This is a genomic window from Mycobacterium sp. NGS63 (assembly GCF_059812295.1).
The window spans coordinates 155,598-170,346 of record NZ_JCALCJ010000006.1 but is presented as its reverse complement, the minus strand read 5'-3'; the positions used below and the strand labels follow the sequence as shown (position 1 = coordinate 170,346).

The following is a 14,749-nucleotide window of genomic DNA, read 5'->3' as shown; positions in this document are numbered from 1 at the left end:
CCCCTAAAGATAACCCGTCTGATTCACCAGCCGCACCGAAGACGCACCGTCGGAATAGAACTCGGCGATGCTCAACGACGCCAGGTCGAGGTGCAGCCGGTACAGGATCCCGGGCCCGGCGTCCAGCGCCAGCCGCAGCAGCATCTTGATCGGCGTCACGTGCGACACCACCAGCACCGTCTCGCCTTGGTGCGCGCCGACGATCCGGTCGCGCACCCGCAGCACCCGATCCAGCACCGCATCGAAACTTTCGCCCCCGGGCGGCGTCGTGGCGGTGTCGCGCAGCCAGCGCCGATGCAGCTCCGGATCGCGTTCGGCCGCTTCGCCGAACGTCAGCCCCTCCCACGCGCCGAAGTCGGTCTCGATCAGGTCCTCGTCGACCGTGACGTCGAGGCCCAGCGGCTTGGCGGCGGCCGCCGCGGTGTCGTAGGCCCGCTGCAGCGGCGAGGAATACACCGCGGCGATCCCGCCGCGCTCGGCCACGTACCGCGCCGCCGCACCGGCCTGCTGGCGCCCCACCTCCGTCAGCGCGGGATTGCCTCGCCCCGAATAGCGGCGCTGCGCCGACAGTTCCGTCTGCCCGTGCCGCAGCAGCAACAGCCGCGTCGGGGTGCCCCGCGCGCCGGTCCAACCGGGCGCCGCGGGGGCTTGGGCCGCAACGGCTTTCGCGGGCTTTGCCGGTTCTGGATCCTCGATGCCCGCCGCGGCGTCCATCGCCTCGTTGGCCAACCGGTCGGCGTGCGAGTTGCGGGCCCGCGGAACCCACGCGTAGCTGATCCGATCGAAACGCGACGCGAGCTTGCGGGCCTGCGCGTGCAGCTCGATCAGGTCGGGGTGCTTGACCTTCCACCGCCCGCACATCTGCTCGACCACCAGTTTGGAGTCCATGAAGACCTCGGCCTCGGTGGCGCCCGCTTTCACGGCTTCGTCCAGACCCGCTATCAGAGCCCGGTATTCGGCGACGTTGTTGGTCGCAACACCGATGGCCTGCTTGCTCTCGGCCAGCACGGCCGACCGGTCCGCGCTGCGCACCACCGCGCCGTAGCCGGCCGGCCCGGGGTTGCCCCGCGAGCCGCCGTCGGCCTCGATGACGACCTTCACTGCTCGAACCCCTTGACGCGCAACAGGATCGCGCCGCACTCCGGGCAGCGCACCAACTCGTCCTCGGGTGCGGCCGAAATGCGGGACAGCTCGCCGCGGCCGATCTCGATCCGGCACGCCCCGCACCGGTGCCCGAGCAGCGGCCCCGCTCCCGGCCCGCCCCCGGAACGCTGCCGTTCGTAGAGGGCGGACAGCGCGGGATCCAATCCCGCGCTCAGCGTGTCGCGTCGTGACGAATGGGTCTGGCGGGCCTCGTCGATCTCGGCGACGGCGGCGTCGACGGCGCGCTGCGCGGCTTCCAGCTCGGACTCCAGCGCCTCCACCGCGCCCTGCTCGGAGGTCAGCTCGGCCTGCAGTTCCTCGCGGCGCTCCATGACCTCCAGCAGGGAGTCCTCCAGGCTGGTCTGGCGCCGCATCAGGGTCTCCAGCTCGTGCTGCAGGTCCGCCAGTTGCTTGGCGTCCGTCGCACCGGATTTCAGCATCGCGCGGTCGCGGTCCTCGCGCTGGCGCACCGCCTCGATCTCCGACTCGAATCGCGACGCCTGGGAGTCCAGGTCTTCCAGCGCGATTCGCAGCGCGCCGAGCCGGTCGGTGGCGGCGGTGTGTTCGGCCCGGATCCGCTCCAGGTCGGCCCGCTGCGGCAGATGGCTGGCCCGGTGGGCGATGCGGGATAGCTCCGCGTCCAGCTTCGACAACTCGAGCAGCGACAGTTGCTGTGCCACTTCGGCTTTCATCGCCGACCTCCCCCGTAGTCATGGCCCAGGTCCCAAGGGTCGGTGCGGATCGTGCACACCCGCACGGGCAGGGCCTCCCCGAAACGGGACCGCAGGATGCCGGCGGCCTGTTCGCACCAGGGGAATTCGCTAGCCCAGTGCGCCACGTCGACCAGGGCGACGTCCGAGGCGCGGCGATGCTCGTCGGCCGGATGGTGGCGCAGGTCGGCCGTGACGTAGGCCTGCACGCCCGCACCCGCCGCGGCGGCCAGCAGCGAATCCCCCGCGCCGCCGCACACCGCGACCCGCGACACCGTCGCGTCGGGATCCCCCGCCGCGCGCACGCCCCAGGACGTCGGCGGCAACGCGGCGCCGACGCGGGAGACGAAGCTGCGCAGCGGTTCCGGGTGCGGCAGCGTGCCGATGCGGCCCAGGCCGGCGTCGCCCGGCGGGGGCGCCAGCGCGAAGATGTCGAAAGCGGGCTCCTCGTAGGGGTGGGCGGCGCGCATCGCCGCCAGCACGGCGCCGCGGGCCCGCGCGGGGGCGACGACCTCGAACCGGTCCTCGGCCACCCGTTCGACGCTGCCCACGCTGCCCACCGCGGGCGAGGCCCCCTCGTGCGGCAGGAACTGCCCGATGCCGCTGACGCTCCAGCTGCAGTGCGAATAGTCGCCGATGTGGCCGGCGCCGGCCCCGAACACGGCCTCCCGCACGGCTTCCGCGTTCTCGCGCGGAACATAGATGACCCACTTGTCGAGGTCGCCCGCCGCCGGGAGCGGTTCGAGCGCGGCCTCGACGGTCAGCCCGAGGGCCTCGGCGAGCGCGTCGGACACCCCCGGTGCCGCCGAGTCGGCGTTGGTGTGCGCGGTGAACAACGAACGCCCGGTGCGGATCAGGCGGTGCACGAGCGCGCCCTTCGGGGTGCTGGCCGCCACGGTGTCGACCCCGCGCAGCAGCAGCGGGTGATGCGCCAGCAGCAGGCCGCCCTCGGGGACCTCGTCGACGACGGCCGGCGTCGCGTCGACGGCGACGGTCACCGACTCCAGCGCGTCGTCGGGGTCACCGCACACCAGGCCGACCGAATCCCACGACTGGGCGAGCCGCGGCGGGTACGCCTCGTCCAGGGCCGCGATGACGTCGGCCAGTCGCACGCTCACCGCGGCACCCCGGCGATCGCGCCGGCCAGCAGCGGCCATTCGGGCCGCACCGCCGCCCGCAGGTATTCCTCGTCCAGGCCCACGAACGTGTCGCAGCGGCGGATCGCGATCCCCTTGCGCCCCAGGCTTTCTCGCAACCGCGCGGCCTCCGGCGTCCGGAACAGCACGAACGGGGCCCGCCCGTCGACCACCTCGGCGCCCACAGACGCCAGCCCGGCGGCCATCTCCGCGCGCAGCGCCGCCAACCGCGCCGCGCCGGCCGCCGCCTCGGCGACCGCCCGCGGCTCGCAGCAGGCCGCCATCGCCGTCAGCTGCAGGGTCCCCACCGGCCAGTGCGGGCGCCGGGCGGTCAGCCGCGCCAACAGCTCCGGCGCGCCCAGCGCGTAGCCGACCCGCAACCCGGCCAGCGCCCACGTCTTGGTCAGGCTGCGCAACACCAGCACGTCGGGCAGCGAGTCACCGGCGAGCGACTCCGGCTCGCCGGGCACCGCATCCGCGAACGCCTCGTCGACCACCAGGATCCGGCCCGGGCGGCGCAACGCGAGCAGCTGCTCCCGGGTGTGCAGCACGGAGGTGGGGTTGGTCGGGTTGCCCACCACCACGAGGTCGGCGTCGTCGGGCACGCGCGCGCCCTCCAAGCCGAAGGGCGGCGCGAGGACGACGTGCTGCACCGGCACGCCCGCGGCGGCCAGCGCGACGGCCGGCTCGGTGAACGAGGGCGCGACGATCGCCGCCCGCGCCGGGCGCAGGTTGGGCAGCAACGCGAACCCCTCGGCCGCCCCGGCCAGCGGCAGCACCTCGTCGCGGGTGCGGCCGTGCCGCTCGGCGGCGGCGTCCCGCGCGCGGCGCGCGTCCTCGGCGCCCGGGTAGCGCGCCAGGTCGCCCAGCCGCGCGGCCAGTCGCCGCGTCAGCCACTCGGGCGGCCGCGCGTGACGGACGTTGACGGCGAAGTCGAGCATCCCGGGCGTGACGGCCTGATCGCCGTGATAACGCGCCGCCGCAGGCGGGCTCGGGTTCAGAGTCGCCATCACTGAAACACTAGTGGGCCTCCGCAAGCGCCTGGCGGGAACACCGGTATGCGTCCTCGATGCGGTCATGACGGAGGCATACAGGACAATGGTGAGGTGACAGGCGTAATCGCGGACGGCGCGCAGCTGGTGATCTTCGACCTCGACGGCACGCTGACCGACTCGGCGGAGGGGATCGTGGCCAGCTTCCTGCACGCGCTGGGCCACATCGGCGCGACCGTGCCCCAGGGTGACCTGGCCGCGCGGATCGTCGGCCCGCCGATGGACGACACCCTGCGGTCGATGGTGGGCGAGTCCGCCGACGAGGCGTTCGCGGCCTTCCGGGCCGAGTACGGCGCCCGCGGCTGGGCGATGAACGCCCCGTTCGACGGGATCGAAGCGCTGCTGGCCGACCTGCGCGCCGCCGGCGTCCGGCTGGCCGTGGCCACCTCCAAGCTGGAGCCGACCGCGCGGCGCATCCTCGCCCATTTCGGGCTCGACCGGCATTTCGAGGTCATCGCCGGCGCGGCCCCCGACGGCACCCGCAAGACCAAGGAGGAGGTGCTGGCGCACGCGCTGGAACAGCTCGAGCCGCTGCCCGAGCGGGTGCTCATGGTCGGCGACCGCAGCCACGACGTGCACGGCGCCGCCGCGCACGGCATCGACACCGTGGTCGTCGGGTGGGGCTACGGCTCGTCGGACGAATTCGGCAACGTGACGCACGCCGCGACCATCGACGAGCTGCGGAGGGCCCTGGGTGTCTGAACCGCTGCACATCACCTTCGTCTGCACCGGCAACATCTGCCGCTCACCGATGGCCGAGAAGATGTTCGCCGACCAACTGCGCCGGCGCGGCCTGAGCGACGCGGTGCGGGTGACCAGCGCGGGCACCGGCAACTGGCACATCGGCAGCTGCGCCGACGACCGCGCCGCCCGGGTGCTGCGCGCCCACGGCTATTCCACCGCCCACTGCGCCGCCCAGGTCGACGAGGACCACCTGTCGGCCGACCTGGTGATCGCCTTGGGCCGCAACCACGTTCGGATGTTGCGGCAGCTGGGCGTCGACGACGACCGGATCCGGATGCTGCGATCGTTCGACCCGCGCTCGGGCAGCCACGCGCTGGACGTCGACGACCCCTACTACGGCGACCCCGAAGACTTCGAAGAGGTGCTCGCGGTCATCGAGGCCGCCCTGCCCGGCCTACACGCCTGGGTCGACGAACGCCTGGCGGGGAACGGATCCGGCTGATGCCGCGCCTGGCGTTCCTGTTGCGGCCGGGCTGGATAGCGCTGGCGCTGGTGGTCGTCGCCTTCACCTACCTGTGCTTCATGGTGCTCGCGCCGTGGCAGCTCGGCAAGAACACCAGGACGTCGCGGGAGAACCATCAGATCGAGTCCTCCCTCAACACGGCGCCGGTGCCGCTGAAAACGCTGCTGCCCCAGCAGGACTCGTCGGCGCCGGGCGCGCAGTGGCGCCGCGTGACGGCCACCGGGCACTACCTGCCCGACGTGCAGGTGCTGGCGCGGCTGCGGGTGGTCGACGGGGACCCGGCCTTCGAGGTGCTGGCGCCGTTCGTCGTCGACGACGGGCCCACCGTGCTGGTGGACCGCGGCTACGTGCGGCCCGAGCATGGATCCCACGTGCCCGCGATCGCCCGCCCGCCGGCCGAGCCGGTGACGATCACGGCGCGCCTGCGGGATTCCGAACCCACCGCCCAGGGCAAGGATCCGTTCGTCGGAGACGGTGTGCAGCAGGTGTATTCGATCAACACCGCACAGGTGGCGGCGCTGACGAAGGTCCCGCTGGCCGGGTCCTATCTGCAACTGGTCGAAAATCAGCCCGGCGGGCTGGGCGTGATCGGGGTGCCGCACCTCGACGCCGGGCCGTTTCTGTCCTATGGCATCCAGTGGATCTCGTTCGGCATCGTCGCGCCAATCCTGTTGGGCTACTTCGTGTACTCCGAGATCCGCGTCCGGCGTCAGGAAAAGCAACAAGCCGCCGGCAGCGCGCAGACCGTCGAGGACAAGCTCGCCGACCGCTACGGCCGGCGGCGATAGGCCGCCAGCCCGAGCGACGCCGCCGCCGCGGCCTGCACCACCCGCGACAGCGCCACCGCGCGGCGCAGGTCGGCCACGCTCGGCGGCGGGCCGTCGCCGAGCGCAGGCCGGATCTGCAGCTCGTGGTGATACTGGGTGGGCCCGCCGAGCCGCACGCCCAGCGCGCCGGCGAACGCCGCCTCGACCACCCCGGCGTTGGGGCTCGGGTGCCGGGCGGCGTCGCGGCGCCAGGCGCGCGCCGCGTCCGCCGGTGATCCGGAGACGACCGGCGCGCACGCCACCACCAGGGCGGCGGTCAGGCGCGCGGCCAGGTAGTTGGCCGCGTCGTCCAATCGCGCTGCGGCCCAACCGAATCGGCGGTAGCGCTCGGAGCGGTAACCGACCATCGCGTCCAGCGTGTTGATCGCCCGGTAGGCCAGCACCCCGGGCACCCCGCCCGCGGTCGCCCACAGCAGCGGCGCCACGGCGGCGTCGGAGGTGTTCTCCGCGACCGATTCCAGCGCCGCGCGCGCCAGGCCCGCACCGTCCAGCCGCGCCGGGTCGCGCCCGCACAGCGACGGCAGCAGCCGTCGGGCGGCCTCGACGTCGTCGCGCTCCAGCAGTTGCGCCATGTCCAGGCCGGTGCGCGCCAGCGACGTTCCGCCCAGGCAGATCCACGTGGCCACCGCGAGCGTCCAGGGCCGCCGTGTGGCGGCCGCGCCGAGCAGGGCGACCGCGCCGACGGTCAGGCCCGCGTGCAGCGCGCCGGCGGCGCGGGTGTCGCGGTAGGTGACGCGCTCCACCAGCGTGGCGGCCCGCCCGAACAGTGCGACGGGGTGGCCGCGTTTCGGGTCGCCCAGCGCGAGGTCGGCCAGGTAGCCGGCCAGCACCCCCGCCGCCCGGGCCCGCGTCGCAAACACCCGGGCAGCGTCTCACACCCGGGTCAGACCACCGAGAAGACGATGGCCACGATCACGACGACGACCAGCAGGGCCACCAGCGACCACACCAGCGGGGACGCCTTGAAATGGCCCTCCGAGCGCGTCATCTGGGGACTCGCGGAGGGCGCAACCCCCCACTTCCCCTTCGGTGACAGGTTGGGCGGATCGGGCGGCGGTGGATTTGGTTCGGTACTCATCCGCCCAAGGTGCCCACTTTCGGCCGGCTCTAACGTCGGGGCGCCTGACCGTGGTGTACTCGAAATATGAGGCTTGTCAGGCGGTGCTCGTCATGAAGCGGGTCGCCGACCTGCTGAACCCGGCGGCGACGTTGCTGCCCGCCGCGAACGTGATCATGCAGCTGTCGCTGCCCGGCGTCGGTTACGGGGTGCTGGAAAGCCCGGTGGACAGCGGCAACGTCTACAAGCATCCGTTCAAGCGGGCCCGCACCACCGGGACGTACCTGGCGGTCGCGACCATCGGGACGGAGTCCGACCGGGCGCTGATCCGCGCCGCGGTGGATGGCGCACACCGGCAGGTTCGCTCGACGGCGTCAAGCCCGGTGTCCTACAACGCGTTCGACCCCAAGCTGCAGCTGTGGGTGGCGGCGTGCCTGTACCGCTACTTCGTCGACCAGCACGAGTTTCTGCATGGCCCCCTCGACGACGCCACCGCCGACGCCGTCTATCGCGACGCCAAACGGTTGGGGACCACGCTGCAGGTGCCCGACCGCATGTGGCCGCCGGACCGGGCCGCGTTCGACGAGTACTGGAAGCGCAAGCTCGACGAGCTGCACATCGACCCGCCGGTGCGCGAGCACCTGCACGGGGTGGCCTCGGTGGCGTTTCTGCCGTGGCCGCTGCGAGTCCTGGCCGGGCCGTTCAACCTGTTCGCGACGACGGGATTCCTGGCGCCCGAGTTTCGCGAGATGATGCGCCTGGACTGGTCGCAGGCCCAGCAGCGGCGGTTCGACTGGCTGCTGACCGCCCTGCGGCTGGCCGACCGGCTCATCCCGCACCGGGCCTGGATCCTCGGCTATCAGCTTTACCTGTGGGACATGCGTTTTCGGGCGCGGCGGGGCCGGCGGATCGTCTAGATGAGCCGTCTCAGCGGCAAGGTCGCGATCATCACCGGCGCCGGCTCGGGCATCGGGTGGGCGGCCGCCAAACGATTCGCCGGCGAAGGCGCGCGCGTCGTGTGCGCCGACATCAGCGGGCAGGAACGCGACATCGCCGATGTGCTCGGCGACGTCGCGGTGCCGGTGCATGTCGACGTGACCGTGGCCGCCGACGTGCGGCAGATGGTCGCCGCCGCCGTCGACAGTTTCGGCCGGGTCGACATCCTGCTCAACAACGCCGGATTCGGCGGGCCGCACGCGGCCCTGGCCGACATCGACGAGGTCCTGTTCGACACCGTCGTGGCGATCAACCTCAAGGGCGTGTTCCTGGGCATGAAATACGCGATCCCCGCCATGCTCGACGGCGGTGGCGGCGCGATCGTCAACACCGCCTCGGCCTCCGGGCTGGTCGGCTGGAAGGGCCTGTCCTGCTACGCGGCGGCCAAGGCGGCGGTGGTGCAGATGACGAAATCCGCGGCGCTGGACTACGCCCACACCAACGTGCGGATCAACGCGATCTGTCCCGGCATGACCTACACCGGGATGGCGGGCGCCAAACCCGGCGCCGAGGTGCCCGCCGGCGACTACCTGCCGACGCCGATGGCGCGCTGGGGCGATCCCGCCGAACTCGCCTCGGCCGCACTGTTTCTCGCCAGCGACGAGGCATCGTTCGTCACCGGCGCCGCGCTGGCCGTCGACGGCGGCTATTCCGCCAGCGGCCCCATGATCGGCCGGCCCCGCCCTTCCCGCCGAGTGTGAATCTCACGACGCATCCTCGGCGTGTCGCGTCGTGAAATTCACACTCGCGCAAGACGAGTCAGCGCACCGTCGCGAAGAACGCGCGGACGTCCTCGACGAACAGCTCGGGTTGTTCGAACGCGGCAAAGTGCCCGCCGCGCGGCATGTCCGTCCAGTGGGTGATGTTGTAGACCGGCTCGCACCAGCTGCGCGGCGCCTTCAGCAGCTCGCCCGGGAAAGCGCCGACGCCGGTGGGCAATTCGACGCGGTCCATCTGCCCCCACACCCGAAAACTCTCCCAGTACATCCGCGCCGACGACGCGCCGGTGCCGGTCACCCAATACACCATCACGTTGTCGAGCAACTCGTCGCGGGTGAAGGCGTTCTCGGGGTGCCCGTCGCAATCGGCCCAGGCCCAGAACTTTTCGACGATCCACGCCAGCTGCCCGACGGGCGAATCGAGCAGCCCGTAGCCCAGCGTCTGCGGCCGGGTGGACTGCTGCTTGGAGTAGCCGGTGCCCCACTTGCGATGCTCGGCAAGGGCGGCCATGGCCCGCTGCTCCTCGGGGGTCGGGTTGGCCATGGATTCCTTGGTGGGCCGCCCGATCGGCATGTTGAGGTGGATGGCCGCGCAGTGGCCCCGGTTTCGGCCGATCTGGGTCGTGACGGCCGCGCCCCAGTCGCCGCCCTGCGCGCCGTAGCGGTCGTAGCCGAGGCGCAGCATCAGCGCCTCCCACGCCTCGGCCGTCTTCTCGACGCCCCATCCGGTGTGGGCGGGCTTGCCGGAGAACCCGTAGCCCGGCAGCGACGGGCATACCACGTGGAAGGCGTCCTCGGCGCGCCCGGACGCGGGAGTGGTCAGCGGCTCGATCACCTTGTGGAACTCGACGATCGAGCCAGGCCAGCCGTGGGTGATCACCAGCGGGAAGGCGCCCGCGTGCGGCGAGCGTTGGTGGATGAAATGGATGTCCAGCCCGTCGATTTCGGTGACGAACTGGTCGAAGCGGTTGAGCGCGGCCTCGCGCGGGCGCCAGTCGTAGGTGTTGGCCCAATAGTCGGCCAGCTCGCGGGTGTAGGCCAGCGGCATGCCCTGGCTCCAGTCGTCGACGCATTCGGCTTCGGGCCAGCGGGTGCGCGCCAACCGCGAACGCAGATCATCGAGGACGTCGTCGGAGACGTCGATGCGAAACGGCTTCAGCCCGTTCATGACCGCGACTCCAGGAACGCCCGGTTGCCGTACCGGTCGAGCGAGACGAGTTCTCCGACCGGGCGGCGCGTGGTGGGCCCGTATCTGCCCCTCGGCCACCCCAGGGGGATCACCGCGCACGGCGTGACATTTCGCGGCAGGCCCAGGACGCGCTTGACCAACAGCGTGCTCCACAGCGGCATGGTGATCAGCGCGGCGCCCAACCCCGCCGCGCGCGCCGCCAGCAACAGGTTCTGTACCGCGGGATAGATGGAACCGTAGGAGCTGCTCGCCGCGATGGGGGGCCACGGCGCCACGACACCCCTCAGGCACGCCACCACGACCACGGGGATGTCGTCGAAGTGCTCCGTCTGCCATCGCACGGCCTTCAACACGCGCCGCATCTTGTCGTCCGGGCGGCGCCGAAGGGCACGTTCGTAGGCGGGTCCGACGAATTTCATGGCGGTGCGGCACAGCCGGCCCAGCTTCGCGACGACCGCGCGATCCTTGACGACGATGAACTCCCAGTTCTGCGCGTTGGAACCCGTCGGCGCCTTCGTCGCCAGCTCGAGCAGGTGCAAAACCAGCGCGTCGTCCACCGGGTCGGGCTTCAGGCGGCGGATCGCACGCTGGGTCCGCATCGCCTCTTCGAGGGGCATGTTCAGGGACGCTTGTCGGGTCATGGCCATGATTCAACACGGCCGGCCACACGGAGCCCATACGCGTGTCCGCCGGGCAAATATTGGCGATTTCGCTGATGTTCGGTCCCGGCGGCGCCCGCATGCTGGCTAGCATGAGCGAAGTTAGCTGGAACCTGCCAGGGATGGACGCGGTCATGGCCGACCTTCCGACCGGAACGGTCACGTTGCTGCTGGCCGACGTGGAGGGTTCGACGCGGTTGTGGGAGACCCAACCCGACGCCATGAAGGACGCGATCGGGCGCCTCGACCGGACCCTGTCCGGCGCCACCGCGACCCACCACGGCGTGCGGCCCGTCGAGCAGGGCGAGGGCGACAGCTTCGTGCTGGCGTTTGCCCGGGCCGCCGACGCGGTCGCCTGCGCGCTGGAGCTGCAGCGGGCGCCGCTGGCGCCGATCAAGTTGCGCATCGGCGTGCACACCGGCGACATCCAGCTGCGCGACCCGTCCAGCACACAAGGCAACTACATCGGCCCCACGATCAACCGCACCGCGCGCCTGCGTGACCTTGCCCACGGCGGGCAGACGGTGCTCTCGGGTGCGACCGAACCGCTCGTCGTCGACCAGCTGCCGGACGGGGTCACACTCGCCGACCTCGGCACCCACCCGCTGCGCGACCTGCCCCGACCCGAACGCGTGGTGCAGCTCTGCCACCCAGACCTGCACAACGAGTTCCCGCCGCTGCGCACCGCCAATGTCGTTGCCGCCGAACATCTCCCGGCTCAGCTCACGAGTTTCATCGGGCGCCAAAACGAAATGAAGGGCATCCGCGAGGCGCTGGCCGACAGCCGGCTCGTCACCCTGACCGGCGCGGGCGGCGCCGGCAAGACACGATTGGCGGTGCAGGTAGCGGCCAACATCGCCGCCGGATTCGCCGACGGCGTCTGGTACGTCGACCTCGCACCGATTACCCATCCCGACGTCGTGCCCGTCACGGTGGCACGCGCGCTGGGCCTGCCCGACCAGCCCGGTCAAGCGGCGATCGACCTGATACACCGGTTCGTCCGCGATCGCCGGATGCTGATGCTGCTCGACAACTGCGAGCACCTGCTCGACGCCAGCGCCGAGCTGATCACCGCACTGCTGTCCGGGTGCCCGGGACTGACATTGCTGGCGACCAGCCGCGAGCCGATCGGCGTGCCCGGTGAGGCGAGCTGGCGGGTGCCTTCCTTGTCGCTGGCAGACGAGGCGGTCGAGCTGTTTGCCGACCGCGCCCGCCGCACCAAGCCGGAATTTCGCATCACCGCGGACAACTCTGACGTCGTGACCGAGATCTGTCGCAGGCTCGACGGCCTGCCACTGGCGATCGAGTTGGCCGCGGCGCGGGTCCGCGCGTTGTCCCCGACCGAGATCCTCGACAGCCTGCACGACCAGTTCCGGCTGCTCACCGGCGGGGCGCGCACCGCGGTGCGTCGCCAGCAGACACTGCGCGCTTCGGTGGACTGGTCGCATGCATTGCTGTCCGGGCCCGAGCAGGTGTTGTTCCGGAGGCTGGCGGTGTTTTACGGCGGGTTCGACCTCGACGCCGCCCAAGCGGTCACCGACGAGATGGAGCGCTACCAGGTGCTCGATCAGCTCATGCTGCTTGTCGACAAGTCGCTCGTCGTCGCCGAAGACAGCCTTCAGGGCACGCGCTACCGGTTGCTGGAAACCGTCCGGCAATATGCGCAAGAAAAACTCAGCGAGTCCCGCGAAGGCGACGACGTCCGCGCCCGTCACCGCGATCACTACACCGCCGTTGCCGCCCAACTCGACGCCCCGGAAAACCCCGACCGCGAACGCCGGATCGACTGGGCCCAAACCGAAATCGACAATCTGCGGGCCGCCTTCGCGTGGAGCCGGGAAGGGTCGGAACCCGAGCGTGCGCTGGCGCTGGTGTCGTCGCTGCAGCCACTGTGGCTAACCCGGGGGCGCATCCAGGAAGGATTGAACTGGCTCGGCGGCGCGCTGGCCGACGGCAGCCCAGAGCTTTCGGCGGCGTTCGTAATGGCGTCCACGAACAAGGCCGAACTGCTCGCCCAACTCGCCAGCGCCGACGTCCTCGATGAGGCCGTGCGAATCTTGGCAATGGCGCGCGAGTTCGGCGACCCTGCGCTCGTGCTGCGGGCGCTGACTGCCTGCGGGTTGATCGCTGCCAACGACACCGACACCGCGCGGCAGTACTACACCGAGGCGGCCGACATCGCCCGGGACCTCGGAGATGTGCGGACCTTGGCTCAGATCCGGGCACACCAGGCTATTTCGGGTCTCATCGGCGACGAATCGCTCCACGCTGTTCAGGCCGCCGCGGAGGAAGGACTTCGGATCGCCGACGAAATCGGCGACGGCTTCATCGCCCGGCAATGCTGTATGGCCCTGGGCTGGGCGGAGATATTCGGCACCGATCTGGCCGGGGGCGCCGCCCGGTTAGGTCAGGTGGCCGAGGCGTCCACTGTGGCCCATGACCCGATGACCGCGATGTACGCCCGCGTATGTCGGGGATACGCGCTCGCTCATATCGGGGACGCGGCCGGTACTCAAGCCGCGGCAGAAGCAGCTCGCCTCAGCGCATCCGCGCTTTTCGAATTCTATGAAGGCCCTGTCCACACCGCGTTCGCCATTGCCCACCTGGCGGCCGGAGATGCGCCCGCGGCGTGGCAGGAGTACGAAGCCGCGCGCCAATGCAGCGGCCTGGATCTCCAGATCTCCTCGACCTACTGCTGGGCACCGTTGGCGCCGATGGCGTGCGGCGATCTCGCCGCGGCGCGTCGCTGGGCCGACGACGTCGTGCCCGTGACGAGGGGCCGCGGCCTGTCGCTCTCGTTGGCGTCGCGCGCACGCGTGGAGATCGCGCAGGGCGAACTGGACGCCGCCGAACGAGATGCCTACGACACGCTCGACCTGGCGACCCGCCTCGAAAGCGATCTCGTCGTTCCGTTCGCTCTCGACTGCCTCGCCGCCGTCGCGGGCGAGACCGGCAACAACCTGGTTGCGGCCCGCCTATTCGGTGCGGCCGAGTCGGCGCGCCAAAGCATGGGAATGGTGCAATTCAAGACACTAGAAGCCGATGACGAAGCCAGACTCGCGACGGTTCGGGATGCCCTGGGCGACAACGACTTCGACGCCGCCTATGCCGAGGGGGCGGCGCTGTCGATCGAGGAGGCGATCGCCTACGCCCAGCGCGGCCGCGGCGAGCGCAAGCGCCCCGACAGCGGCTGGTCTTCGCTGACCCGCGCCGAGCTCGACGTCGTCCGGCTGGTCAGCGAGGGGCTGGGCAACAAGGATGTCGCCGCCCGGCTGTTCGTTTCGCCGCGCACCGTGCAGGCGCACCTCACCCACGTCTACAGCAAGCTGGGGCTGACCTCGCGGGTGCAGCTCGCCCAGGAGGCCGCGCGGCACAGCTGACCGTGCGCGAGGATGGGATCGTGCATCCCAGGCTGACCGCGCGGGTCGAACAAGCTCGACAGGTCCCCCTCCTCGTCTGGGAATTCGCCGAACCCCGGCTGTGCATCTCGTCGGGCCCGCTCGGCGGCGGCATCGGCCCGCGCGACTGGTTGGTCAACGCGACGGTCCCCCTCGACTACGACCGGACCGACCCCGAGCGCCACCTGACCGAGATCGGTGCCGCGCTCGGGCTCGTCGGCACCGGCTGCGGGCTGCTCACCGCGGTCGACGTGACCCGCCACCACGTCGCCGCGGACGCCGGCGTGCACGCCGCCGCCACCGTCGGCCTGTCCAGCCCGGCCTGGGCGTCCGCGCCCGACCACGACTTCCGCCGCGAGGCGCCGTACCGGGTCGGGACGATCAACATCGTGGTCGCGGTGCCGGTGCGGCTGTCGCCGGCGGCGCTGGTCAACGCCGTGGCCACCGCGACCGAGGCGAAGGCGCAGGCGCTGCACGAGGCCGGGATACAAGCGACCGGGACCGCGTCGGACGCGGTCGTCGTGCACTGCCCGACGGACGGGGCCGCGGAGGTTTTCGGCGGTCCGCGCTCGGCGTTCGGCGCCCGCATCGCGCGGGCCGTACACGCCGCCGTGCTGGCCGGCGCCCGGTCCTGGATCGCTGAGCCGCGACCGTAA

The 14,749-nt window shown here is 71.5% G+C and carries 14 protein-coding genes; 7 read left to right on the top strand and 7 right to left on the bottom strand.

Annotated features, from left to right (window positions below):
* Window positions 1-3 precede the first annotated feature (3 nt).
* Genes AC5Y4Z_RS17195 through cobC form a run of 4 tightly spaced genes read right to left on the bottom strand, consistent with a single transcriptional unit; the run spans window position 4 to window position 3,999 of the window.
* On the bottom strand, window positions 4-1,101 hold the full coding sequence (locus AC5Y4Z_RS17195) for a bifunctional RNase H/acid phosphatase (protein ID WP_499965660.1): 1,098 nt from the start codon (window positions 1,099-1,101) through the stop codon (window positions 4-6).
* Complete coding sequence (locus AC5Y4Z_RS17190; protein ID WP_499965659.1) at window positions 1,098-1,835, bottom strand: zinc ribbon domain-containing protein; 738 nt, start codon at window positions 1,833-1,835, stop codon at window positions 1,098-1,100. Before AC5Y4Z_RS17190 ends, AC5Y4Z_RS17195 begins: the two co-directional genes overlap by 4 nt.
* Window positions 1,832-2,971 carry a Nif3-like dinuclear metal center hexameric protein gene (locus AC5Y4Z_RS17185; protein WP_499965658.1) on the bottom strand — a complete coding sequence of 380 codons (1,140 nt, stop codon included), beginning with the start codon at window positions 2,969-2,971 and terminating at the stop codon, window positions 1,832-1,834. Before AC5Y4Z_RS17185 ends, AC5Y4Z_RS17190 begins: the two co-directional genes overlap by 4 nt.
* Window positions 2,968-3,999, bottom strand: a complete 1,032-nt coding sequence (cobC, locus tag AC5Y4Z_RS17180) for an Rv2231c family histidinol phosphate aminotransferase CobC (RefSeq protein WP_499965657.1) — start codon at window positions 3,997-3,999, stop codon at window positions 2,968-2,970. The genes AC5Y4Z_RS17185 and cobC overlap by 4 nt, the downstream gene beginning before the upstream one ends.
* A gap of 129 nt (window positions 4,000-4,128) precedes the next feature.
* Between cobC and AC5Y4Z_RS17175 the strand changes: the two genes are divergently transcribed.
* The 3 genes from AC5Y4Z_RS17175 to AC5Y4Z_RS17165 are packed head-to-tail and all read left to right on the top strand — an operon-like array spanning window position 4,129 to window position 6,036.
* Window positions 4,129-4,743 carry an HAD-IA family hydrolase gene (locus AC5Y4Z_RS17175; RefSeq protein ID WP_499965954.1) on the top strand — a complete coding sequence of 205 codons (615 nt, stop codon included), beginning with the start codon at window positions 4,129-4,131 and terminating at the stop codon, window positions 4,741-4,743.
* Window positions 4,736-5,227, top strand: a complete 492-nt coding sequence (locus tag AC5Y4Z_RS17170) for a low molecular weight protein-tyrosine-phosphatase (protein ID WP_499965656.1) — start codon at window positions 4,736-4,738, stop codon at window positions 5,225-5,227. Before AC5Y4Z_RS17175 ends, AC5Y4Z_RS17170 begins: the two co-directional genes overlap by 8 nt.
* Entirely contained in the window at window positions 5,227-6,036 is an 810-nt protein-coding gene (locus AC5Y4Z_RS17165) for an SURF1 family cytochrome oxidase biogenesis protein (RefSeq protein ID WP_499965655.1), read from the top strand. Before AC5Y4Z_RS17170 ends, AC5Y4Z_RS17165 begins: the two co-directional genes overlap by 1 nt.
* On the opposite strand, the gene AC5Y4Z_RS17160 is transcribed toward AC5Y4Z_RS17165, so the two are convergent.
* A complete protein-coding gene (locus AC5Y4Z_RS17160) occupies window positions 6,018-6,935 on the bottom strand; it encodes a cobalamin biosynthesis protein (RefSeq protein ID WP_499965654.1) in 918 nt (305 codons plus the stop codon). The two genes, AC5Y4Z_RS17165 and AC5Y4Z_RS17160, sit on opposite strands and share 19 nt — an antisense overlap.
* Before the next feature lie 310 nt (window positions 6,936-7,245).
* Here AC5Y4Z_RS17160 and AC5Y4Z_RS17155 point away from each other — a divergent pair, with 310 nt between their 5' ends.
* Both AC5Y4Z_RS17155 and AC5Y4Z_RS17150 read left to right on the top strand, forming a co-directional pair.
* The gene (locus AC5Y4Z_RS17155) at window positions 7,246-8,049 is read left to right on the top strand and encodes an oxygenase MpaB family protein (RefSeq protein WP_499965953.1); all 804 of its coding nucleotides are present in this window, start codon (window positions 7,246-7,248) and stop codon (window positions 8,047-8,049) included.
* Window positions 8,050-8,829 carry an SDR family NAD(P)-dependent oxidoreductase gene (locus AC5Y4Z_RS17150; protein WP_499965653.1) on the top strand — a complete coding sequence of 260 codons (780 nt, stop codon included), beginning with the start codon at window positions 8,050-8,052 and terminating at the stop codon, window positions 8,827-8,829. It begins immediately after the preceding gene.
* Between the two features lie 58 nt (window positions 8,830-8,887).
* On the opposite strand, the gene AC5Y4Z_RS17145 is transcribed toward AC5Y4Z_RS17150, so the two are convergent.
* Window positions 8,888-10,006: an epoxide hydrolase family protein gene (locus AC5Y4Z_RS17145; protein ID WP_499965952.1), complete on the bottom strand. Its 1,119-nt coding sequence runs from the start codon at window positions 10,004-10,006 to the stop codon at window positions 8,888-8,890.
* A 5-nt stretch (window positions 10,007-10,011) separates the two neighbouring features.
* Window positions 10,012-10,653, bottom strand: a complete 642-nt coding sequence (locus AC5Y4Z_RS17140; RefSeq protein WP_499965951.1) for a nitroreductase family protein — start codon at window positions 10,651-10,653, stop codon at window positions 10,012-10,014.
* Between the two features lie 122 nt (window positions 10,654-10,775).
* On the opposite strand from AC5Y4Z_RS17140, the gene AC5Y4Z_RS17135 reads away from it, so the two are divergent.
* Entirely contained in the window at window positions 10,776-14,075 is a 3,300-nt protein-coding gene (locus AC5Y4Z_RS17135; RefSeq protein WP_499965949.1) for a LuxR family transcriptional regulator, read from the top strand.
* 20 nt (window positions 14,076-14,095) lie between these two features.
* Window positions 14,096-14,749, top strand: a complete 654-nt coding sequence (locus AC5Y4Z_RS17130) for an adenosylcobinamide amidohydrolase (protein WP_499965652.1) — start codon at window positions 14,096-14,098, stop codon at window positions 14,747-14,749.